The following is a 20,539-nucleotide window of genomic DNA, read 5'->3' as shown; positions in this document are numbered from 1 at the left end:
TTTGATACTACGTGCGTTCTTTGTGCGTATTGCACTCCTGCGAATATAGACCATTTTGGTACCATATCAATCAGCAATCCCGCTTTGATCAAAGGAGCAAAATCATGAAAGCAATCGGTTACCAGACAGCAGGCGCCATCGAACGGGACGACGCCTTGCAGGATATCGAACTTCCCCGTCCGACGCCGGCGGGCCGCGACATTCTCGTCGAGGTCGAGGCGATTTCGGTCAATCCGGTCGATACAAAGGTTCGCAAAAACGCCAATCCGGAAGCAGGTCAATGGAAGGTTCTCGGCTGGGATGCCGTCGGCAAGGTGGTTGAAGCCGGGCCTGGCGTGAAAGGCTTCAAGATCGGCGACGAGGTGTTTTATGCCGGTTCGCTGATCCGACCCGGCGCCAACAGCCAGTTTCATCTCGTCGATGAGCGTATCGTTGGGGCTAAGCCAAAGACACTGTCGAACGCAGAAGCTGCGGCCTTGCCGCTGACGGCCATTACCGCCTGGGAAATGCTCTTTGACCGGCTGGATATTCGCAAGCCCGTGCCAGGTGCGGCAAACGCAATCGTCATTATCGGCGGTGCGGGTGGCGTTGGCTCCATCGCAATTCAGATTGTACGAGCGCTTACCAATGTAACAGTCATTGCCACGGCGTCGCGTCCGGAAACGCAGGAATGGGTGAAAAGCCTCGGTGCTCACCACGTCATCGACCATTCCAAGCCGCTTGCCGAACAGGTTGCCGCCCTCGGTATCGGCGCGCCGGCCTTCGTCTTCTCCACGACCGAAACCCATCGTCATCTGAAGGAGATTATCGAGCTCATCGCGCCGCAGGGCCGCTTCGGATTGATCGACGACCCGGACAGCCTCGATGTCCTTGGCTTCAAGCGCAAGGCTGCATCGATCCATTGGGAGCTGATGTTTACGCGTTCAATCTTCGAGACCGCCGACATTGCCGAACAGGGCAAGCTGCTGAACGAGGTTTCCCGGCTGATCGACGAGGGGAAGATCTACACAACCGTGACTGAGACGCTTTATCCCATAAACGCCGCGAACTTGAAAAAGGCCCATACGACGATCGAAAGTGGAAAGACCAAAGGCAAGCTCGTGCTCGAAGGTTTCGAGGCCAAGTGAAGAGGCGAGGGCGGAAGATTAGTCGTCTTGCCGCCCCGATCTTCGGGCGATGGTCACCGTGAAAGAGGATAGGACAATGGACGAGAATGCTTCGGAGGTTATTCACCTCGTTGCAAGGTTAAAGGCAAAGCCGGAGCAGCGGTCGGCGCTCTTTGATGCATTGAAGGCAATCGTGCCGGAAGTGCGAAAGGAGGATGGCTGCCTGCTCTACGATCTGACCGTGGACCGCGACGACCCTGATTCAGCCGTGATGCTGGAGAGCTGGCGCGATGGCACCGCTCTCGAAGCTCATGCGCAGGCGGCCCCGTTCCAATCGCTGGCGGCTCGTCTTGATGTGCTTCTTGCGGAACCGTTGCACCTGCAACGCCTTCAGCAGCTCCTCTGAAACCAGATATTGCCGAACTCGCGATTGAGTGAGGCAGGAAGGGTAATAACATGGCATCTCTAGCAAACAGCCGCATTCTCGTTGTTGGCGGCAGTTCGGGCATCGGCTTGGCCGTGGCAGAGGCGGCAGTCGCAGCCGGTGCTGCCGTCACGATCGCCTCACGGTCACGTCCCAAGCTTGACGAGGCGCTGAAGTCGCTGGGACCTCAGGCTCTATCCGCAGTTCTCGATACAGCGGACGAAAACATGCTCGAAGCCTTTTTCAGCGCAAATAATCCGTTCGATCATATCGTCGTGTCAGCGGCACAGACGCCTACGGGACCTGTGCGCAAGCTTGCGCTTGCAGACGCGCAACAGGCGATGGAGAGCAAATTCTGGGGCGCCTATCGCGTGGCCCGGTTCGCCCGGTTCACCGAACGTGGCACCTTGACCCTGGTCTCGGGTTTCCTCAGCGAGCGGCCGTCGGCCACGTCGGTGCTGCAGGGCGCCATCAATGCCGCGCTTGAAGGCTTAGCGCGGGGCCTTGCACTGGAACTCTCACCGGTCCGGGTGAATACCGTGTCGCCTGGCCTGATCGATACGCCCCTCTGGTCGAAAATGGACCAGGACGCGAAAGGCGCAATGTTTGCCAAGGTCGCGGCAAATCTGCCGGCAAAGACGATCGGGAAGTCGACCGACATTGCCAATGCAGTGCTTTTCCTCATGGCAACGCCCTTTGCGACCGGCTCCAATGTTCGTGTCGATGGCGGCGGCGCCATCGCATAAAACCGACCTCTTATTGAAAGCAAATTTTGCACCGGCCTTGTCCGTGCAACTGTCTCGAAACTTGCCCTTCCGGCCCAGCGCGCTCCGCCCGGCCGGGATCGATGGGCTGTGCTCTATGGAGATCTCGATGATAAAGAAAACGCTGTTGTTGCTGTCCGCCGCTGGCTTGATGCTGGCAGTCCCCGTTGGCCGCTCTTTTGCTGAAGATAAATCGCCTAAGCTTGAAACCGTCGCGACTTTTAACGACGCAATGCCGACCGGGGTTACCGTCGCACGTGACGGCCGCATCTTCATCAACTACCCACGTTGGGGTGACGACGTACCCTTCACTGTGGCGGAATGGATCGATGGCAAGGCGGTTGCCTACCCTGATGCGCAAATCAACAAAGCTGACCCGGTCAATCCGGCCAAGAGCCTGATTAGCGTCCAGAGCGTCGTCGTTGATCCGGCCAACCGTCTGTGGATCCTTGACACCGCGGCACCCGGTTTCAAGCCGCCGCTACAGGGCGGCGCCAAGCTGGTCGCCGTTGATCTCGCGACCAACAAGGTGGTCAAGACCATCGTCTTCCCAGCTGACGTTATCCTCGACACGACTTATGTGAATGATGTCCGTTTCGATCTGACCAGGGGTTCGGAGGGTGTCGCCTATGTGACCGACAGCTCCCTGACGGGTCCCGGCGGCATCATCGTTGTCGATCTTGCGTCTGGGAAGGCCTTCCGTCGCCTATCAGGCGACCCGAGTACGTCGGCTGACAAGGATTTCATCGCTGTCGTCGACGGCCAGAAGTTCATGAACCGCCCGAAGGGCGGAAAACCCTCGAAGATTCAAATCGCCAGTGATGGAATTGCCATCTCTCCCGATGGCGGAACCCTCTATTACTCGGCGGTGTCTGGACGACATCTCTATTCTATACCGACGGCGGCTTTGCTCGACCAGAACGTCAGCGGAAAGCAGCTTTCCGCCAAGGTCAAGGATCTTGGGCTCAAGGGTGCTTCCGATGGACTGGAGACAGATGACAAGGGCCGCGTCTACGGTGGCGACTACGAGCATGACAGTATCCGGGTGCTCGACAAGGGGAAGTGGTCGACGCTCGTCCATTCCCCTGAGATCCAATGGCCGGATACTCTCTCTATAGCGGCGGACGGCTACCTCTACTTTACCGCCAACCAGCTCGACAAGCAGGCTGGTTTCCATCAGGGCGTCGACATGCGCAAGAAGCCCTACAAGCTGCTCCGCATCAAGATCGAAGCTGGCCCGGTTCTGTTGAACAAGTAATTGGCGTAACTGATTTTGCATTACGATCAGCGGCGATGATTGCCCCCATCGCCTCTGATTTCAGCGGGTAACTCGTATCAAACCGCAGGAATGGCTGAGGCTCCATGACTGGGCGTCATTGCCTGGGGCAAGATCATCTCGAACACGGCCCCGCCGTCGGGATGGTTGCGAGCGGCCAGCGAGCCGCCGTGTGCTTCAACAATCGTCTTGCAGATTGAAAGGCCAACGCCCATGCCTTCGGACTTGGTTGTGAAGAATGGGTCGAACAGTTTTGTAAGATTGTCTTGTCGGATCCCAGTCCCGTTGTCGCGGACCGTCAGCCTTATGGTATCGTCTGAAACTTGATCGGTAACCAGCTTCAGTTCCCGCCTCTCCAGTGAGGTCTCGTTCATCGCGTGGATGGCGTTCGTGACGAGATTTGCGATCACCTGCTGCATTTCCACCCTGTTGGCGAGGACCACGTGGTCGAGTTGCGCAAAGATCGATTTGATGCGTGTCGCGGAAGATGTGACCTCTCGCTCCAGCAGTCCGATCACCTCCAGGATAAGCTCCTTGAGATCGACAGGTTCAGGTCGAGGCTGATTTCCTTTGATCTGCTCGCGAGTACGCTGAATGATCTGGCTGGCGCGCATACTGTGCTGCACAACCTTCTCGGCTGCGTTATGGGCTGCCTGTATGTCCGGCGTTTCAGATTTCAGCCAGCGGATGCAAGCCTGTGCGAACATCACGGCGGCACCAATCGGCTGATTGACCTCGTGCGCAATAGTGGCGGAGACCGCCCCCACGGTTGCCACCCGACCGGCACGGGCAAGCTGCACTTGGGCCGCAAGGAGTGCCTCCTTCGCTTGCTCACGCTCAGTCACATCGATCATCGCGCAAGCGACACGGTCAAGAGCGTCCCGATCCGTCGTCAGTGCTGCAATAAACAGAACCGTAACCGGTTTGCCCTCACGGGTCAGCAGATGTAACTCCTTCTCATAACGTTCAGCGCTATCCTCCACCGCCAATATCAACGAAAGAAACGTGTCCGCATTGGTCGGTAGAAACCGGCGCATCGGACCGAGGAGCTCTTCTGCCGAGCTGCAAGCAAATAACTTCACTGTGGCGTCGTTGACGTCAACAAAGTGTATGAGATCCGCGCATTCGTCGGCAGAGCCCGGATGACGTTCGAAGAAGTCTCTGACACTGCCACCATTGGCCAGAGCTATCTCATCGAGTTTCTCACGCAGCCTTGATAGGTCGAGTTCACAAAGGGAAACATGGTTCTGCTCAAAAATAGCGCGATAGCGCTTCTCACTTTGCGTGAGCGCATGCATGGTTCGGGCGCGCGCGCTCGCATCGAATGCGACAAGGCTCAGTCCGCCGGTGATCGCCAGGTAGAAACCGACTGCGAGGAGGCCGCTGGTGGAGGCAAGCGTCTGAGCGATCACAGGAGAAAAGGCGCCACCCACGATACCGCCAATGTTAAAGGCGAGCGAGGTGCCGGAATATCGGACACGGGCGGGAAACAAGCTCGGCAGCCAGGCGCCGAGCGGTCCGTTGACGAAGCCCATGGCACAGAGAGAAAGAGCCAGGTAGAGGAAGATCGTCGACAGCGAGCCACTGCTCATCATCGGCGATATGGCGATGCCTGACAGGATTGTACCGACGCATCCCCAGATCAATACTCGTTCGTGGCTCAGCCGATCGGCAAGCCAACTGGCGACGATGATCGAGCCTGCCATGAACAAGATGGCAATCAGCTGCACTCCAAGAAATTCAGCTCTTGTATAGCCGAGGCTTGTCGTGCCGTAGCCGAGCGCAAACGCGGTCACCACATAATAAAGAGAAAAGCATGCGACGACACCGAAAGCGCCGATGATGAGCTGGGAGGAATGATCGCGCACGACCTCAACAAGGGGCACGCGTGCGGGCTTTGTCTCAGCGACCGCCTCGGTGAATTCGGGGGTTTCGACCAGGTTGAAGCGCAGCCAGAGGCCAAAGCCTACAAGCGGAAGGCTGACGAGGAAGGGAATGCGCCATCCCCAGCTGGCGAACTCCGCCGGGGTCAGCGAAACCGTCAGCAACAGGAATAGTCCATTGGCCAAGAGGAAGCCGATCGGTGCACCGAGCGGTGCGAACATCGCAAAACGGGCCCGCCATCCAGGAGGAGCATTTTCCAGCGCCAGCAGGACAGCGCCTGTCCATTCTCCCCCGAGCGCCAAGCCTTGGCCGAAACGCAACAGACAGAGGAGGGCGGGGGCTAGCCAACCCGCGACCGCGTAGCTTGGAAGAAGGCCGATCGCAGCTGTTGAGAGGCCCATCAATAATAGCGACGCTACGAGGGTGGCCTTGCGACCCACCCGATCTCCAAAATGCCCGAAGACAACGCCTCCGATCGGCCTCGCCATGAACGCGATGCCAAAGCTTGCATAGGCTCCGATCAGCTCCAGCGATGAGACGGAAGCCGGAAAGAAGAGTGGCCCGAATATCAAGCTTGCGGCAGTCGCATAGATGTAGAAATCGTAGAATTCGACGGACGTCCCGATGAGGCTCGACACGAGAATTCGCGAGGTTACCGCGATCGGTTTGGTTGTTCCTCCACCTGTCGAACGGAAGGTGGAGGTCTCGGTTGGCAGGACATCGGCCATGAAATGTGTCGCTAAAATGATTGATCGGTCTGGCGAGATTTCTGTTAGCACTTCGCGGACCTGTCTGCACCTCTAAGGAGCAAATACCGCGTGGAGTAGGCGTTCTGTCTATGGCGCGTAAGGCTGAAGCTCTGTAGGAAGATTTGACGACGACGTTTCGTACATCCGCAAGCCGAGTTTGCCTGGAGAGAACGCATGACCGACGCAACACCCCTTGTTACCATCGTTGACGACGACGAAGGGATGCGGGAAAGCGTCGGCGAAATCCTCAGGTCCGTTGGGATCGCTTCGGTCGGGTTTGGCTCTACCGCCGAACTTTTGGCCGCGGCCGTGCCCGATCGCCCCGGATGCTTGGTTCTCGATGTGCGGCTGCCCGGGCTCAGCGGTCTCGAGTTACAGACCAAACTCGCGGCAGCCGGTAATCGGAAGCCGATCATTTTCATGACCGGGTATGGGGACGTCCCGATGACTGTCCGAGCGATGAAAGCGGGAGCGCTTGATTTTCTGCAGAAGCCATTCCGGGATCAGGATATCATCGATGCCGTAACTGCTGCGATCGAGAAAGATCGGGAGCAACGTTCTCAGTTGTCTGCAACGATGGAAATATCCAAGCTTGCCGCCACGCTGACGCCGCGCGAAACACAGGTCATGGATGCTGTCATCCGAGGTCTGCTGAACAAACAGATCGCCCATGAGCTGCAACTGAGCGAAATCACCGTCAAAATTCATCGCGGCAACGTCATGCGCAAGATGAAGTCGGGCTCGGTCGCAGACCTGGTCCGCAAGGCGGAGCTGCTGAAAGCCGGCTGACGCAACCAAAATTCACGAGATGCATTCGTACCTTTAGCCTGCTGGTCGGGCCTGTTTATGATCGTTTCGGCATATGGCCATACGATCGTATAACTATCGCGAGGCCATCGACAGGCTATTTACAGCGATGACTGAACGTGTTGCGGAAAGGACGGCGCCGGTGTTCCTCGGCAAGAAAACCATTGCTATCGTTGATGACGACGAGGCGCTGCTTGAGGCCACATCCGGTTTCCTCGAGGCAATGGGTTACGATGTCCTTGCCTTTGGATCTGGAGACGCGTTTTTGCAATCTCCAGACACGAAGCGCGTCGATGTCCTCTTAACAGACATCAATATGCCTGGCATGAGTGGCCTTGATCTGCAAAACGTCGTTCGCGCCCAGCATCCCGGTATTCCAGTCGTCATGATGACAGCATTACGGGACGACATGCTGCGGCAGCGCGCCATAACGAGCGGAGCCAGGGAGCTCCTCCAAAAGCCAATTCTCGCCGATGATCTCATTCGCTGCCTTGAGGGCGCCTGAGAAGCAGTGCCACTTTAACTTCAATCCTTTGGTCGAGAACAAGTCCCTGTAGACCACGCCCATCCATAACAAAAAACCTGTAAGCGCCGGCAAGAGGCGATTACAGGTTTGTCGGTCGTTCAGCCGTGAGACCAAGCGTCGCCGCGGGCATGCCGGCAGCGACGACTGTCGATATGTTTTCAGTGAAGCGTGTGTTTCGCCTCCGTCCGCTGAGGCTTTCGCCATGCGTTTGGCGTCGTCCCGAAGGTGCGGCGAAACACCTTGCAAAGATGAGCTTGGTCCGACATTCCGCAATCAAGGGCAATCTGGCTGAGGGAAGCGTCTGTCTGCGCCATCAATTGCTTGGCGAAAGCCATCCGGCGACCGAGAACATAGTCGTACGGCGACTGGCCGGCCGTTGCCCGAAAAGCACGAGAAAAGTGACTGCAGCTCAAGCGGGCAGTATCTGCGAGTTCCTCGATCCTGATCGTTTCAGAAAGGTTCTCTTCGATGAACTTTAACACCTTCTTGTACTGCCATGGAGCGAGCCCGCCACGAACAACTTCGGTGCTCGCGTCCGGGAAGAGGGCGGGCATCTTGGCGATGTCGGCATCCACAGCTGATGGGTGAACACCGGTGGCGATGCTGGGGCGCACGGCATCGGCATTGATTGTCCAAGATATGTTTGCGGTAGCGATCATCTCGTTAACTCCTTGGTTAAACTCAATGATCTCTTTTTGCCCAACGTACCTTGATTTGGCGATTGAACTCAGGTGCGCACAACCCCAAACCTTTGGATGGGGTGCCGCTGCCAAAGATGTTAGTCACTCTTTTCGATGGTTTGGATCGGCGTATCCCGAACCGGGCGACCGAAAGTTCTGGGGCCATCCAAGATCTGCTTTGACTGAAGGCAGAACTGCGACCGAAGTGACTTTGACGACGTCAACATGGTCCACGGGGGCGCCCGGATGATGCGAGTATGCCTCCAGGGTGGGAACCCGACTTGGCGATCAATTCGATGATTGTGCTCGCAAAGACGGTCCATCTTCGCCTTACGAGCAGTGAATGTATCGTCAAATATTCACGGCTGCGTCCGCTCTAGCTTTCCGGTGCCGTTCTTATTGCCTCTGAAGGAGTTTAAACATGAGCACTGAAAACACGACCGCGGTCATCACAGGCGCATCTTCTGGTATCGGCGCGACCTATGCGGATCGGCTGGCGAGGCGTGGTTACGACGTCATCCTGGTCGCGCGAAACAAGCGAAAGCTCGAGGCCGTCGCCGAGCGTATCCGCAAGTCTCACGATGCAAGGGTAACGGTTCTGACCGCCGATCTTACCAAGGACGCTGATCTCGCTACGCTCGAGGCGCGTTTCTCAGGCGACGAGAGCATTTCTGTTCTTGTCAACAATGCCGGCTTCGGTGGCGCCGGCACGCTTCTGGAGAGCGATATCGGCAAAATGGCCGAAATGATTGCCACCAACGTCACAGCCCCAACGCGTCTGACCTATGCCGTCGTGCCTGGCATGGTCAAGCGAGGTGGCGGCACGATCATCAACATTGCGTCCATTGTGGCGATCGCTCCGGAGCTGCTCAACGGCGTCTATGGCGGCACAAAGGCATATATGCTGGCCTTCACCCAGTCGCTGCAGCATGAGCTTTCCTCCAAGGGCATCCGTGCTCAGGCGGTATTGCCGGGCGCCACATCGACCGAATTCTGGGATGTCGCGGGCGTCGGCGTCAGCAACCTTCCGAGCGAGTGGCTGATGAGCACTGCGGATCTGGTTGATTCCGCCCTTCTCGGCCTCGACCGCCAGGAAAAGGTGACAATTCCTTCGCTCCAGGACGGTGCGGAATGGGAGGCATATGAAGCCGCCCGTCAGATCATGCTGCCGCATCTTTCAAATGTTCATCCGGCTCCGCGCTATGCCGGCGCATCCGAACTGGCCGCGTAAGGAGTTTGTCATGCCCACGAAGACAAACGCGCGCTCGGCCCGTTTCGATCTTGCGTCGATCATCGCGAAATTCCCGCAGGCGGCCGATACGCTTCTGATAGACGAGTATCTGACCGACACAGCCGCGGCGAGTTCACGCGTATTCCGTGTCTACAGAGGAACGCCCCCGCATTATCACCGCGGCTGTGACGAGTACCTCTACGTGCTCTCTGGCCGAGGGACCTTCTGGATCGAAGACCCTTCAACTGAGGCGGAATTCAAACCGGGAGATTTGCTCTTCTTCGAAAAGGGCACGGTTCATGCGTTGCCGAAGATCATTGAGGAGCCGGTCGTATTTCTGTCCGTGGACACACCACGCCGGGAGCCGAAGGATATCGTCTTCGTCAACAGCGATGACGGAACACCCGAAACCTTCATCGCGCAACGGGAACGCCCAGTGGTCTGAGCCCATGCAAGCTTTGCATCTGTCTCGGATGGCACTGTGTTGAATGCCGTCTGAAGCAGCGCCTCGTTGGTTGGCGCGGCTCATGCATCCGACGCAAGCGACGCAGTGTCTAGGACACTGTCCCGCTCCAAGCGTGAACCGTGATGACAGCGTCGGCAAACTGCTGTGGTGCCTCCCAGGGTAAATTGTGCCCACACTCAACGACCCGATGCTCGTGTCGAGCTTTGAACATGGGGGCATGATCCGCCGTTCCGCCTGGTTTCAGCGGGTCTTGCGTCCCGTCAATGGTGATCGAAGGAACGGTGATGGGTGGTTTGCTGGCTAGTCGCGTCTCCAGGTCAGCAAGCGCTGGGTCACCCGGTTCAGTCCCGAAATCGAAACGGTAGGAGTGGATAACTACGTCAACGAAATCAGGGTTGTCGAACGAGGCTGCGGTCCTGTCGAGCGTTTCGTCGTCGAATGCCCACGTCGGCGACCACTGCTTCCATAGGATCCTGCACAAATCGCGGCGATGCAGGGACAGGCATTCACGCCCGCGCTCGTGCTGGAACAGATGTTGGTACCAGACTGCCTGTTCGAGGCTGGGCTGATAGGCATGGCCAAGACGCTTTACATCGATGATGTCGTAGCCAGCATAGGACACCAGTCCAGCCACTCTTTCCGGCCACAACGCTGATGCGACACAAGAGGCAAGACCGCCCCAGTCGTAACCCGCCAGGACAGCCTTTTCGATGCCAAGAGCATCCAGCAGGTCGATGACATCCTTTCCAAGAGCGGCTTGTTGGCCACTGCGCATTGATGAGCGCGATAGAAAGCGCGTTGGACCAAAGCCGCGCAGGTAAGGGACGATCACTCGCGCTCCTGCGTCTGCCAGACGAGGAGCAACCTCGTCATAAGCGTGAATGTCATATGGAAACCCATGGCTCACCACCACAGGCCAACCTTCCGAAGAACCATGTTCGAAATATGCGATTTCTAGCGTGCTGGTATTGGCCGTCCGCATGAAGATCCTCTTTCTCGAATTCGTTGTAGGTAATCCCGATCGAGTGCTCGTTAGGCTACAGTGTAAATTTCCTCGAGCAAGCTCCCGGGAGGCGGCTATGGTGCCCTGTCAAGTGGTGGCGCATCTGTGGAGTAGAAACCGACGCTTGATCATTCTTCTTGCTGCAGAGTGGTTTCGCCCGTCCGGCGGGCCGATCTGGACGCACCGTTCGATGGGACGACCCGGAAGGATTGTTGGCCTTGTCACTGTGGACGGAAGCCTCAGCGCGCCCGAAGCAGGTGCTTTTCCCGCGAGATCTTGACGTCCGGACCGCAAATTAATGCATTAACGTCTGCTGGCCGCGTGGATCGTCCCACCGTAGGGTCGCGGCCAGCCAAGGCGGGACGAAGTCAAACCCGGCTAGATGTCTGTGAACGGCTCCGCCGCGCGCCACAATAGGAGGCGCGCAACGGACAAGTCAGCGCTTTATCACGCGGCCTCGATTTCATCGGCGAGCTGCGGGCGCGCCAGAAGGTCGTAGCTGGCAGCCGTCGTGACGTCAGCTTTGGGATTGTCGATTGCGCCGTCGAAGCGACCGACAACCTTGCCGCCGCTCATAAGAGATGCGAAGCCCGTTGGCGATGCTGCCGATTGCTCGTAGCCGACCATGAAGGCTTCACTCTCAACGCATTTGATCTTCACCCAATCGCCGGTTCGGCCGGAGCGATAGGGCTGACTGAGAGGCTTGCCGACGATGCCTTCGAGGGGCGATGTCACCTTAACTTGACATCGGATGCATGAGAGACTTCTGCCTTTCTGATTGGTCTCAGGCCATGGCTCCGGCCGCAGCTTTCCACTCTGCGATCGCCTGGATGCGGTGAACGCGGTTTTGGAATGCGGAGCGTTGTGAGCGGGGCGGGACGAAGAGGTTACGGAGAGCGGAGAAGGCAGAGACGAAGCGCTGAAGACCTCCCGGTGATCGGAAGCCTTGCATCATCCGCTCCCGTTTCCGCAGTGGCACATGCGAATTCTCGGCCCGGTTGTTTAAACCTTTGTGGGATCGGTGTTCGACGTGCGGCATGACCTGCCGTCGGGCTGCTCCATAGGAGCGCAACTTGTCAGTGATCATCCGCTTCTGTGCGATACCCTGCTTCTTCAGAAGACGGGTCAACAATCGTCTGGCAGCCTTGGTGTTGCGGCGGTTCTGAACGATTTCGTCGAGCACATACCCGTCCTGTTCGACGGCCCGCCATACCCAGTGTTTCCTGCCGGAAATGATGATGACGACCTCGTCCAAGTGCCACACATCGTTGCCGCTGGGCTTCTTGCGGCGAAGGCGGCGCGCATAATCCGGGCCGAACTTTTTTCCCCAGAGGCGGATCGTTTCATGGGAGACGGCAATGCCGCGCTCGAGCAGCAATTCTTCGACAAGGCGCAGGCTCAGCGGAAACCGAAAGTAGAGCCAGACCGCGTGGGCGATGATTTGGGCTGGGAAATGATGGCGCTTGTAGCTGACTGGCGAAGTACTCATGAACGTGCGTCTATCGCGGTCGCTCCTCATAAGACGTTACCGTGACATCGCTGCGCGCACTGATGGTTTGCCAATAGGAGCTGATGGGTAGCTGTAAGCCCTAAGACTGCAAGACGATACATTATTCCATATAGGTCAGCAATTTGATACAGCTTTGTATATCGGCGTTGCATCGCTCCTGAGAATCTTCTATATATTATCCTGTATGTTTCGCATCGAGCGATACAGGATAATGATATGGCATATAAAACAGAGCATATAACGCAGCAGTTGCGCGCTGCGCGCGAAGCGCAGAAAATGAGCCAGCGCGAGCTGAGCGCACGATCGGGCCTGACGCAAAGCCATATTTCTCAGATAGAACGGGGCACCATGGAGCCCGGTCTTGGCAGCTTGGTGGATGTGGCACGCGCGCTCGACCTCGAGATCGTCCTTGCCCCGAAAAAACTGACGCCGGCAATCCGCAATATCCTCGATCGCGCATCGGCATCGAGTGATGTCCTGACATCCGACCAGCGCAAGCTGGTGGGGCGCCTTGAGCGGTGGTTTGCCCAGCACAGGGGCGGGTTCGGTAGTGCTTCCGAGGCAGATACATTCAAAGATAGCCTCGCGCTCTTACGGCATCTTCCTCTGTCGGCCGAGGAGATGGACACATTCAATGAGGCGACTGCACGCCTCGACCGGTGGCAGGCTGATCCGCCGTCCCGTCAGGAACTGAGCAGGATCGCACATGCCGTGAGACACCTACGAAACGCCGCGGTGCACCGCGACCGTGACGACGCGGTCCCTCGCTCGGCCTATGCGCTGGATGAGGAAGATGATAATGCCTAAGTTCACGGTACTCGATGTCAGGCTGTATGGGGAACCGGTTGCGACCCTGACGAATCTGCAGGACGGGCGCACCATCTTCGCGTTCAACGATGCATATATCGAAGACGAAAAGCGGCCGACGCTTAGCCTGTCCCTGAAAGACCCGTTCGGGGCGCTCATCACGAAGTTCAGGCCGTACAACACGGTGGTCCCGCCCTTCTTCTCGAACCTACTGCCGGAAGGACCGCTGCGCAAATACCTCGCTGATCGTGCGGGTGTGAAGCCGTCGCGGGAATTCTTCCTGCTATGGATGCTCGGCCGCGACCTGCCTGGGGCTGTGACGGTGCATCCCTCCGAAGGGGATGACGCGCCTCCGGATGACGAGCAGGCTATTGTCGAAGCGCGGCCGAACGCGCTGCGCTTTTCGCTGGCGGGTGTGCAGCTGAAGTTCTCGGCCTTTAAAAACGACAAAAAGGGCGGCGGCTTGACCATTCCGGCCGAGGGCACGGGCGGCTCGTGGATCGTGAAGCTGCCGTCTCAACAATATAGTGGCGTGCCCGAGAATGAGTTCGCGATGATGACCATCGCCCGCATGATGGGTATGGACGTGCCTGAGCTCCAGCTGGTTGATCTCGACGCCGTGAGCGGCCTGCCTCAGGGGGTGGGTGAACTGCATGGGCAGGCGCTGGCGATCAAGCGTTTTGACCGCACGCCGGAGGGAGCGGTACATATCGAGGACTTTGCGCAAGTCTTCGGCGTCTTTCCCGACCACAAATACGATAGGGGCAATTACCGGATGATCGGCCGCGTGCTGGGGATCGAAACCAGCACGGCCGACGTGGCGGAATTCATCCGGCGTCTAGTCTTCAGCACGCTAATCGGCAATGGCGACTTGCACCTGAAGAACTGCTCGCTCATCTATCCTGATCGCCGCACCCCTGCGCTCTCGCCAGCGTATGACTTGTTGTCGACTATCCCTTACATCGAGGGGGAAGATACGGCGGCGCTCAATTTCTCCCGCACAAAAAAGATGGCGGCGCTGTCGAAGGATGAGCTGACGCATCTGGCTGCGAAAGCGGAGCTTTCCGAGAAGCTGGTGATCGACACCGCGCGCGAGACGGTTGAACGCTTTAGGACGGTATGGGAGGCGGAAAAGAAAAACCTGCCGATGGCCGCCAAGGTCATTGAAACGATCGATACGCACGCACCGAAGGTCGAGCTGTATCGTGAGTTCGCGAAGTAGTGTCTTGCGGCTCGGCATTCGATTTATCAAGCCTTGCTGCATATTCAAGGCGTTAGCCCATCCAAAACAGGATGGCCGTTGGTTCGAATCGCATCAACGCGATCGTCTAGTACATCTTAACTGATCATCCGATACCTAGTGGCTATCGTTCCTTCGCCAAGAAATCTATCAGAGCCCGGGTTGCCGACGAAAGACGCCGATGTGGGGCGAAAATTATCGAGAAAGCTCTTGTGCGGCCCTGAACGTTCTTGAGGACATCCACCAAGCGTCCCCGCTCGATAGAGTCTTGCACAATAAAGTCGTAGGTCTGGCAAATGCCCAGCCCGCTCTCCGCTAGACGCACAACACCGAGGACGTCGTCAAAGACTTGGATTTTTCCCGCAGGGGTCCAATCAAGATCCTTTCCGTCAATCCGAAACAGCCATGGTGCCGGGCGCCCTGTACTTGGCATTACGAACGGCAAGCACTGGTGTTTCGCTAAGTCCTCGACGCTTGTCGGGACACCAGCACGTTCAAGATATCGCGGGGACGCAACCAACCGCAGCGGTGCATCCTACAGTCTGCGCGCCAGCAGCCCACTATCGGGGAGCGGCCCAAGGCGGATATCTAGGTCGTACCCCTCCGCCACCAAATCAACGTTCCGATTGGTGATGCTCAACTCGATCCGAACATCCGGGAAGGCATCGGTGAAACGGTCCAGCATTTCTGGGAGCCGGTAGTGACGATAAGTAGTTGGCACGCTGATACGGACTTGGCCAATCAATGACGTTACTGCTTGACCTTGGATTGCCCGCTCTGCGTCATCGATCATGGAGAACGCGGCACGTGCCTGCTCAAGATAGCCGCCTGAGGGCTGTCCTGATTAACAATGGGAAAGCCTTTTCTACCAGGCTGTGTCAATGATCAATCAGGCGAACCCTTCCTTTAAACTCCTCGATAGCTGGACCTTCCGGGGATGGCACTGTCCCTATGCTGAGGCCCGTTTTTTGACAGGAAGGCCAGGTCTCACCGCGGATGGCAGTCTCGATAAGCGTCGCCGAGCAATGTAAGTTCGCCGCCGCCTTGTCGTTTGCGAAGTCATCTGGATCAGTGAGATGTGTGGTTATTTTCTTGTCAGTGTGCTGGCGAGAGAAGTTGTGCGGTAATGTTCCAGGCGTCGCGAAAACCTAGTGAGATGGCACCGTGCTCCATGGTCAACACAAGTGTGTGGGCATTATTTTCTAAGCCGAATTTCTTTTCGGAGACGCTCCAGGCTGGTAGCAGCCAGTGTTTGCCAGCGGCTTTTGCCGCCTCGGCAATCGCTTTCAGATCAGCAAAATCGGCCTCGCTGCGTTTGTAGGATCCGCGGCCGCGTCGAAGGGAGAGATCGCTCGGACCAATAAAGACGCCGTCCACTGTGTCGAGCGACAGAATGTGTCCGATATCTCTCAATGCACCGGCATGTTCGATCATTGGGTAACATCTGGTCTTGAAATCCTGATCAACGAACCATTGGTCATCCGGGCTGCCATAGGCTACGGTTCGACCTCCGGCAAAACTGCGCTCGCCATGCGGCGGGAACTTTGTGAAGGCACATGTTTTCTCTGCATGGGCAGCATCAAGAATGTGGGGAATGACTACAGCATCTGCCCCGAAATCAAGCGCCTGCTGGATGGGACCACGCTCAGGCGCCAGTACCTTGGCCAGAACCTCCAGTTCCAAACCCTTGAGAACCGGGATGAACTGTTCAAGTGTGCAGAGGTCAAAACTACCGTGCTCGATATCGAGCACGACAGCAGTGTAGCCGATGGAGGCAGCAATTTCTGCTGCTGCGATGTTAGGCCCGGAGAGCCAGACGGCTGATTTATGTCCGGATTTTTTTGTCATGCGACGGTATCCCTGATCTGAAAACGGATTGGTTGGCGCGTTTGTCCCAGCACCTGTCTGGCGGCGTTGACGGTGAACCGAAACAACCTCTTCGACCTCTTCGCATGTCAGGCGAAGCGGTGGTGCAAGGCCGATAATGTCGCCCTGCGGCATGGCGGGGGCAATGATGCCTCGCTCACGTGTCCTGTCCTCGGCTGCCATCGAATGCAGCGAGTATTGCAGAGCCGGACTACATGATCGGGCCAAAGATAGCTGCTGCGCAGCCCGTCCGGTCCGATCCTGGATTGAATTTAGTCCATCCGGTCTTTCACAGCCCGGGTCACGATATAGCTAAAGTAGCGCTGTATACCGATTTCCATAGCCAGCATTCGGTCGACAAGCCGTTGATAACTGTCGATGTCAGTCGTTTCCACGGTCAGGAAATAATCGACGCCACCACCTACTGACCAGCAGGACACGATTGCCGGTATGTCACGAACGGCGCTCTCGAAGCGTTTGAAATCCGCATGGCGATGGCTGGCCAGTGTTACTTCCATCAGCACCCGAACGGGCGATGGCTGTTCCGCTCTCGATATGCGGGCGTGATAGCCGGTAATCACGCCTTGTGCCTCAAGTCGTTTCAATCGCACCCAAGCAGGGGTGGCCGACAGGCCGACGGCATCCGCCAGCGCCTGTTTGGTCAGGCGCCCATTGCGCTTCATGGCCTCGATAATGCGCAGGTCTATTGCATCCAGTTTCAGTTTTTCCTCCATGGGCCGCCTCCACAGTTGCGACGTAGCCCAATTGGGGGTGGCTCGAACATGTTTTTATGACGGACATCGAAACATGCTTGACTGTGATTTATACATATGAAATGTTTTTTGCACAAACATAAAACAAGAGGGCGAACTTATGTCACTGTCGAAACCGGCGTTACGTGCATTATTTGCATCTGCGGCGATGGCTCTTCCCGGATTGGCTGTAGCCAATACGCTGAATGTGCAGATTACCGCTGATATCAGAAGCTCCCAACCGGGCATAAACCGCGATGCTGGTACGGATTCCGTCATGCTCAACGTGGTTGAAGGACTGGTTGCTGCAGGTGAAAAGGGCCAGATTCGCCCGATGCTGGCCAAGGAATGGACGGTATCCGACGATGGCAAGACCTATACATTTATGCTTCGTGACGGCGTGAAATTCCACAATGGTGAGACGATGACCGCCGCCGATGTGCAGTGGAGCCTTGAAAAGCTCATTCGTGATCCGGAATTCAGCTGCAAGACATTCTTTGACGGCAGCCGTGACGCCAAGGTGGAAACAATCGAGGCGAAGGACAACACGGTTGTTTTAACGCTTGATCGTCCCGATGCGATGTTCCTGAATTATATGGCGCAGGCGCAGTGTGGCTCCACCGGTATCGTGCACCGTGCGTCATTTGGAGACGACGGCAAGTGGAAGGCGCCAATCGCCACCGGCCCGTTTGAGTTTGGAGAATGGAAGCGCGGGCAGGGACTGACCCTGAAGAAGTTCGCCGACTACTCCATCTCAGGCGAGCAGCCCGATGGCTACGGTGGTCGCAAGGAAGTGCTTGTTGACGAAGTGAAATATGTTGTGGTGCCGGACACCGCAACAGCGGTGGCTGGTCTTAAAAGTGGCGCGCTGGACGTGCTGCCCTACCTGCCGCCAGGCGAAGCCGCAAAGCTGAAGGACGAAAAGGACTTCGCCATTGTTGCAGCTCCCCACGGTGGCCTTGTGACCATGCTGTTCCAGACGGCTGATCCGTTGATGTCGAAGGTCGAAATGCGCCAGGCAGTCATTGCCGCGCTGGATACGCCGCAGATCGTCGACTCCGTAACGTACGGACTGGGTGTTCCCAACAATTCGCTCGTTGCATCTGGCTCGCTTTATCATACGGCGGCGCAGGACAAGGGTTACACCTATGATCCTGATGCCGTGAAGGCACTGCTGGCCAAGGCTGGTTACAAGGGCGAGAAGATCAACATTCTCACCAACCGTCGCTCGGCCATCAACTACGATACTGCAATCATCGCGCAGGCCATGTTGCAGTCCGCCGGTATCAATGCGGAAATCGAAGTTCTTGAATGGGCAAGCCAGCTCGACCGTTTCAACAGCGGCAAATACCAGATCATGGCATTCAATTATTCCAACCGCACCGATCCGGCGCTCGCCTATCAGACGGTTGTCGGTTCGAAAGCCAAAAAGGCCAATGCCGTCTGGGATGACGCTGATGTCAGCAAGCTCGTCAACCAGGCGCTACAGGAAATCGATCAGGCAAAACGTCAGGCAATCTTTGATGATCTGCATGCCCGTTTTCTGGATCAGGCACCGTTGGTGATGCTGGCCAACGGCCTCGATGTCGGCGTGTCCGGCCCGAAGATAAAGGGATATCGCACCTGGCAGGGCTTCGCCCGCTTCTGGGGCGTTGAGAAAACCCAGTGAGAATGACTGGCGGATACTGACCATGCTGAAATTTGCCCTGAGCCGACTATTGTCGGCAATTCCCACCCTGTTCATCGTGTCGGTGGCGGTGTTTGGCCTCATCCGCCTGATACCCGGAGACCCGGCCAGTCTGATGCTCGGCGATCTCGCTGATGCAGATGCACTGGCTGCCGTCCGCCAGTCGATGGGACTGGATAAACCGGTGCCGCTGCAATTTGTCATCTGGCTTGGCAATGTCCTGCAAGGTGATCTCGGTCACTCCGTGCTGAATGGTCAACCGGTGCTTGACCTTGTGCTGCAGCGGTTTTCGACCAGTGCTTGGATGGTGCTGATTGCAGTTGGTCTTTCCGTTTTGATCGCCGTGCCACTCGGCATGGCAGCGGCATGGAAACAGAATGGCGGCCTTGATCTCGCTAGTGTTGCCATGTCGACATTGCTGCTTTCAATCCCGACCTTCTGGTTGGGATTGATGATCCTGCTCGGTTTCGGCCTCAAGCTCGGCTGGTTGCCGGTGCTGGGTTATGTCTCGGTCACCGACGATCCGGTCGCTGGATTGATCTATCTGATCATGCCGGTGGCAACGCTGGTGCTGCACGAGGTGGGCATTATCGTTCGTATGGCTCGTGCCTCGACGCTCGATGTGCTGCGGCTGGATTACATTACCCATGCTCGCGCCAAGGGGTTGGGCGAGGCGGCGGTGCTTCTGCGCCATGCGGCACGCAATGCCTTCGGCCCGACCTGGACGCTGATCGGTCTTATCCTCGGCAATCTTCTCGGCGGCGTTGCCGTGGTGGAAACCGTATTCACCATTCCGGGTCTCGGCCGACTGATCGTCGATTCCATCTATGCTCGTGATTACGCTGTCGTGCAGGGCTGCCTGCTGTTTGTGGCCGTCACCTATCTGCTCGTCAATCTGCTGGTTGACCTGCTCTATCCCCTGTTCGATCCGAGAGTGACTGCAGAATGAAACGCCATCAACGAAACCGTATCCTCGGCGGCGCCCTTCTCGCCTGTTTTTTCGGGGCGGCGCTTGCCGGACGCATCTGGACACCTTTCGACCCGATGCGCATCGATCTGCGCTCCAAGTTGCAGGCGCCGGACGCTACCCATTGGCTTGGCACCGATGAATTTGGCCGCGACGTCCTGTCCCGGTTGATGACGGCTGCAGGTACTAGTGTCTCAATCAGCCTTGTGACTGTGTGCATCGCCGTTCTGGCCGGCGTGTCGTTTGGTGTTCTGGCGGGTTATGCTCGTGGCTGGACGGACCGCGTCATCATGGCATTCAACGATGCGCTACTGGCGTTTCCCAGCATGTTGCTGGCGCTGGCGCTGCTATCGATTACCGGCGCCAATATGTACGGCATCATCCTGGCGCTAGGCATTGCCTATACGCCCTCCATGGTCCGTGTGGTGCGTGGTTCGGTGCTGTCACTGCGTGGACGAGAGTTTATCGAAGCGTCCCGTATTATGGGCAATTCGGCTGCCTATACCATGTTCCGCCATATCGTGCCGAACTGCCTCGGTCCGGTGATCGTGCTGGCAACCTCCATGTTCGGATCGGTGCTGCTAACCGAAAGTGCACTTAGCTTTCTTGGTCTTGGTGTGCCGCCACCAGCGCCGACCTGGGGCAACATGCTGGCCAGTGGCCGTCCGCATATCGCGGAAGCCGTATGGCTCGGCATCTTCCCTGGTCTCTGCATCTCCCTGTCGCTGCTTGGCATAAATCTGTTCGGTGATGCGATCCGCGACCGTTTCGACCCCCGCATGCGAGGACTGTAA

General features: G+C 57.3%; 19 protein-coding genes and 2 pseudogenes. 13 read left to right on the top strand and 8 right to left on the bottom strand.

The window, feature by feature from the left end:
- The first annotated feature begins 104 nt into the window (after window positions 1-104).
- The 4 genes from K7A42_RS11590 (at window position 105) to K7A42_RS11575 (ending at window position 3,552) form a co-directional block, all read left to right on the top strand.
- The gene (locus K7A42_RS11590; protein WP_282455196.1) at window positions 105-1,127 is read left to right on the top strand and encodes a zinc-binding alcohol dehydrogenase family protein; all 1,023 of its coding nucleotides are present in this window, start codon (window positions 105-107) and stop codon (window positions 1,125-1,127) included.
- 76 nt (window positions 1,128-1,203) lie between these two features.
- Window positions 1,204-1,512, top strand: a complete 309-nt coding sequence (locus K7A42_RS11585; protein ID WP_006699252.1) for a putative quinol monooxygenase — start codon at window positions 1,204-1,206, stop codon at window positions 1,510-1,512.
- A gap of 50 nt (window positions 1,513-1,562) precedes the next feature.
- On the top strand, window positions 1,563-2,276 hold the full coding sequence (locus K7A42_RS11580; protein ID WP_282455195.1) for an SDR family oxidoreductase: 714 nt from the start codon (window positions 1,563-1,565) through the stop codon (window positions 2,274-2,276).
- Window positions 2,277-2,403: 127 nt separating this feature from the next.
- Entirely contained in the window at window positions 2,404-3,552 is a 1,149-nt protein-coding gene (locus K7A42_RS11575) for an L-dopachrome tautomerase-related protein (protein WP_282455194.1), read from the top strand.
- Window positions 3,553-3,629: 77 nt separating this feature from the next.
- Here the strand turns inward: K7A42_RS11575 and K7A42_RS11570 are convergent, their stop codons facing one another.
- Window positions 3,630-6,182 (bottom strand): MFS transporter, encoded by a 2,553-nt coding sequence (locus K7A42_RS11570; protein ID WP_282455193.1) that lies wholly within the window; start codon window positions 6,180-6,182, stop codon window positions 3,630-3,632.
- A gap of 195 nt (window positions 6,183-6,377) precedes the next feature.
- Between K7A42_RS11570 and K7A42_RS11565 the strand changes: the two genes are divergently transcribed.
- Together K7A42_RS11565 and K7A42_RS11560 are read left to right on the top strand one after the other, a co-directional pair.
- Complete coding sequence (locus K7A42_RS11565; protein ID WP_174151437.1) at window positions 6,378-6,992, top strand: response regulator transcription factor; 615 nt, start codon at window positions 6,378-6,380, stop codon at window positions 6,990-6,992.
- 127 nt (window positions 6,993-7,119) lie between these two features.
- On the top strand, window positions 7,120-7,515 hold the full coding sequence (locus K7A42_RS11560) for a response regulator transcription factor (protein WP_202049065.1): 396 nt from the start codon (window positions 7,120-7,122) through the stop codon (window positions 7,513-7,515).
- 179 nt (window positions 7,516-7,694) lie between these two features.
- Here K7A42_RS11560 and K7A42_RS11555 read toward each other — a convergent pair whose 3' ends face one another.
- Complete coding sequence (locus tag K7A42_RS11555; protein WP_174151436.1) at window positions 7,695-8,195, bottom strand: helix-turn-helix domain-containing protein; 501 nt, start codon at window positions 8,193-8,195, stop codon at window positions 7,695-7,697.
- A 442-nt stretch (window positions 8,196-8,637) separates the two neighbouring features.
- Between K7A42_RS11555 and K7A42_RS11550 the strand changes: the two genes are divergently transcribed.
- Window positions 8,638-9,447, top strand: a complete 810-nt coding sequence (locus K7A42_RS11550) for an SDR family NAD(P)-dependent oxidoreductase (protein WP_282455192.1) — start codon at window positions 8,638-8,640, stop codon at window positions 9,445-9,447.
- Between the two features lie 10 nt (window positions 9,448-9,457).
- On the top strand, window positions 9,458-9,892 hold the full coding sequence (locus tag K7A42_RS11545; protein ID WP_282455191.1) for a cupin domain-containing protein: 435 nt from the start codon (window positions 9,458-9,460) through the stop codon (window positions 9,890-9,892).
- Window positions 9,893-10,001: 109 nt separating this feature from the next.
- Here the strand turns inward: K7A42_RS11545 and K7A42_RS11540 are convergent, their stop codons facing one another.
- The 3 genes and pseudogenes from K7A42_RS11540 to K7A42_RS11530 form a co-directional block, all read right to left on the bottom strand.
- On the bottom strand, window positions 10,002-10,895 hold the full coding sequence (locus K7A42_RS11540) for an alpha/beta fold hydrolase (protein ID WP_174151433.1): 894 nt from the start codon (window positions 10,893-10,895) through the stop codon (window positions 10,002-10,004).
- A 594-nt stretch (window positions 10,896-11,489) separates the two neighbouring features.
- Window positions 11,490-11,639 (bottom strand): annotated as a pseudogene (locus tag K7A42_RS11535) (ATP-dependent DNA ligase); the annotation flags it as partial.
- Window positions 11,640-11,700: 61 nt separating this feature from the next.
- On the bottom strand, window positions 11,701-12,405 hold the full coding sequence (locus K7A42_RS11530; protein WP_174151509.1) for an IS6 family transposase: 705 nt from the start codon (window positions 12,403-12,405) through the stop codon (window positions 11,701-11,703).
- A 237-nt stretch (window positions 12,406-12,642) separates the two neighbouring features.
- Between K7A42_RS11530 and K7A42_RS11525 the strand changes: the two genes are divergently transcribed.
- Both K7A42_RS11525 and K7A42_RS11520 read left to right on the top strand, forming a co-directional pair.
- Entirely contained in the window at window positions 12,643-13,233 is a 591-nt protein-coding gene (locus K7A42_RS11525) for a helix-turn-helix domain-containing protein (RefSeq protein WP_282455190.1), read from the top strand.
- Entirely contained in the window at window positions 13,226-14,455 is a 1,230-nt protein-coding gene (locus tag K7A42_RS11520) for a type II toxin-antitoxin system HipA family toxin (protein ID WP_282455189.1), read from the top strand. The genes K7A42_RS11525 and K7A42_RS11520 overlap by 8 nt, the downstream gene beginning before the upstream one ends.
- A 142-nt stretch (window positions 14,456-14,597) precedes the next feature.
- On the opposite strand, the pseudogene K7A42_RS11515 reads toward K7A42_RS11520, so the two are convergent.
- The 3 genes and pseudogenes from K7A42_RS11515 to K7A42_RS11505 form a co-directional block, all read right to left on the bottom strand.
- Window positions 14,598-15,266 (bottom strand): annotated as a pseudogene (locus K7A42_RS11515) (substrate binding domain-containing protein).
- Window positions 15,267-15,568: 302 nt separating this feature from the next.
- Window positions 15,569-16,522, bottom strand: a complete 954-nt coding sequence (locus K7A42_RS11510; protein ID WP_223215459.1) for an aldolase/citrate lyase family protein — start codon at window positions 16,520-16,522, stop codon at window positions 15,569-15,571.
- An 89-nt stretch (window positions 16,523-16,611) separates the two neighbouring features.
- On the bottom strand, window positions 16,612-17,073 hold the full coding sequence (locus K7A42_RS11505; RefSeq protein ID WP_006699236.1) for an Lrp/AsnC family transcriptional regulator: 462 nt from the start codon (window positions 17,071-17,073) through the stop codon (window positions 16,612-16,614).
- Window positions 17,074-17,212: 139 nt separating this feature from the next.
- Here K7A42_RS11505 and K7A42_RS11500 point away from each other — a divergent pair, with 139 nt between their 5' ends.
- From K7A42_RS11500 to K7A42_RS11490, 3 genes are read left to right on the top strand one after another with little or no spacing between them, the layout of a single operon-like run.
- Window positions 17,213-18,760: an ABC transporter substrate-binding protein gene (locus K7A42_RS11500; RefSeq protein WP_220367153.1), complete on the top strand. Its 1,548-nt coding sequence runs from the start codon at window positions 17,213-17,215 to the stop codon at window positions 18,758-18,760.
- Window positions 18,761-18,782: 22 nt separating this feature from the next.
- Window positions 18,783-19,727: an ABC transporter permease gene (locus K7A42_RS11495; RefSeq protein WP_282455188.1), complete on the top strand. Its 945-nt coding sequence runs from the start codon at window positions 18,783-18,785 to the stop codon at window positions 19,725-19,727.
- The gene (locus tag K7A42_RS11490) at window positions 19,724-20,539 is read left to right on the top strand and encodes an ABC transporter permease (protein WP_282455187.1); all 816 of its coding nucleotides are present in this window, start codon (window positions 19,724-19,726) and stop codon (window positions 20,537-20,539) included. The genes K7A42_RS11495 and K7A42_RS11490 overlap by 4 nt, the downstream gene beginning before the upstream one ends.

This window comes from Agrobacterium sp. InxBP2, from assembly GCF_026191755.1.
GTDB classification, from domain to species: Bacteria; Pseudomonadota; Alphaproteobacteria; order Rhizobiales; family Rhizobiaceae; genus Agrobacterium; species Agrobacterium pusense.
The sequence above is the reverse complement of the archived record's forward strand: the minus strand, read 5'-3'. Positions and strand labels throughout refer to the sequence as shown.

Excerpts from the sequence above, each read along its gene's own strand:
- K7A42_RS11545 (WP_282455191.1), top strand. The coding sequence starts at position 9,458 with ATGCCCACGAAGACAAACGCGCGCTCGGCCCGTTTCGATCTTGCGTCG.
- K7A42_RS11585 (WP_006699252.1), top strand. The coding sequence starts at position 1,204 with ATGGACGAGAATGCTTCGGAGGTTATTCACCTCGTTGCAAGGTTAAAG.
- K7A42_RS11580 (WP_282455195.1), top strand. The coding sequence starts at position 1,563 with ATGGCATCTCTAGCAAACAGCCGCATTCTCGTTGTTGGCGGCAGTTCG.
- K7A42_RS11590 (WP_282455196.1), top strand. The coding sequence starts at position 105 with ATGAAAGCAATCGGTTACCAGACAGCAGGCGCCATCGAACGGGACGAC.
- K7A42_RS11495 (WP_282455188.1), top strand. The coding sequence starts at position 18,783 with ATGCTGAAATTTGCCCTGAGCCGACTATTGTCGGCAATTCCCACCCTG.
- K7A42_RS11560 (WP_202049065.1), top strand. The coding sequence starts at position 7,120 with ATGACTGAACGTGTTGCGGAAAGGACGGCGCCGGTGTTCCTCGGCAAG.
- K7A42_RS11570 (WP_282455193.1), bottom strand. The coding sequence starts at position 6,182 with ATGGCCGATGTCCTGCCAACCGAGACCTCCACCTTCCGTTCGACAGGT.
- K7A42_RS11510 (WP_223215459.1), bottom strand. The coding sequence starts at position 16,522 with ATGGCAGCCGAGGACAGGACACGTGAGCGAGGCATCATTGCCCCCGCC.
- K7A42_RS11540 (WP_174151433.1), bottom strand. The coding sequence starts at position 10,895 with ATGCGGACGGCCAATACCAGCACGCTAGAAATCGCATATTTCGAACAT.
- K7A42_RS11565 (WP_174151437.1), top strand. The coding sequence starts at position 6,378 with ATGACCGACGCAACACCCCTTGTTACCATCGTTGACGACGACGAAGGG.
- K7A42_RS11490 (WP_282455187.1), top strand. The coding sequence starts at position 19,724 with ATGAAACGCCATCAACGAAACCGTATCCTCGGCGGCGCCCTTCTCGCC.
- K7A42_RS11550 (WP_282455192.1), top strand. The coding sequence starts at position 8,638 with ATGAGCACTGAAAACACGACCGCGGTCATCACAGGCGCATCTTCTGGT.
- K7A42_RS11575 (WP_282455194.1), top strand. The coding sequence starts at position 2,404 with ATGATAAAGAAAACGCTGTTGTTGCTGTCCGCCGCTGGCTTGATGCTG.
- K7A42_RS11500 (WP_220367153.1), top strand. The coding sequence starts at position 17,213 with ATGTCACTGTCGAAACCGGCGTTACGTGCATTATTTGCATCTGCGGCG.
- K7A42_RS11530 (WP_174151509.1), bottom strand. The coding sequence starts at position 12,405 with ATGAGTACTTCGCCAGTCAGCTACAAGCGCCATCATTTCCCAGCCCAA.
- K7A42_RS11555 (WP_174151436.1), bottom strand. The coding sequence starts at position 8,195 with ATGATCGCTACCGCAAACATATCTTGGACAATCAATGCCGATGCCGTG.
- K7A42_RS11505 (WP_006699236.1), bottom strand. The coding sequence starts at position 17,073 with ATGGAGGAAAAACTGAAACTGGATGCAATAGACCTGCGCATTATCGAG.
- K7A42_RS11520 (WP_282455189.1), top strand. The coding sequence starts at position 13,226 with ATGCCTAAGTTCACGGTACTCGATGTCAGGCTGTATGGGGAACCGGTT.
- K7A42_RS11525 (WP_282455190.1), top strand. The coding sequence starts at position 12,643 with ATGGCATATAAAACAGAGCATATAACGCAGCAGTTGCGCGCTGCGCGC.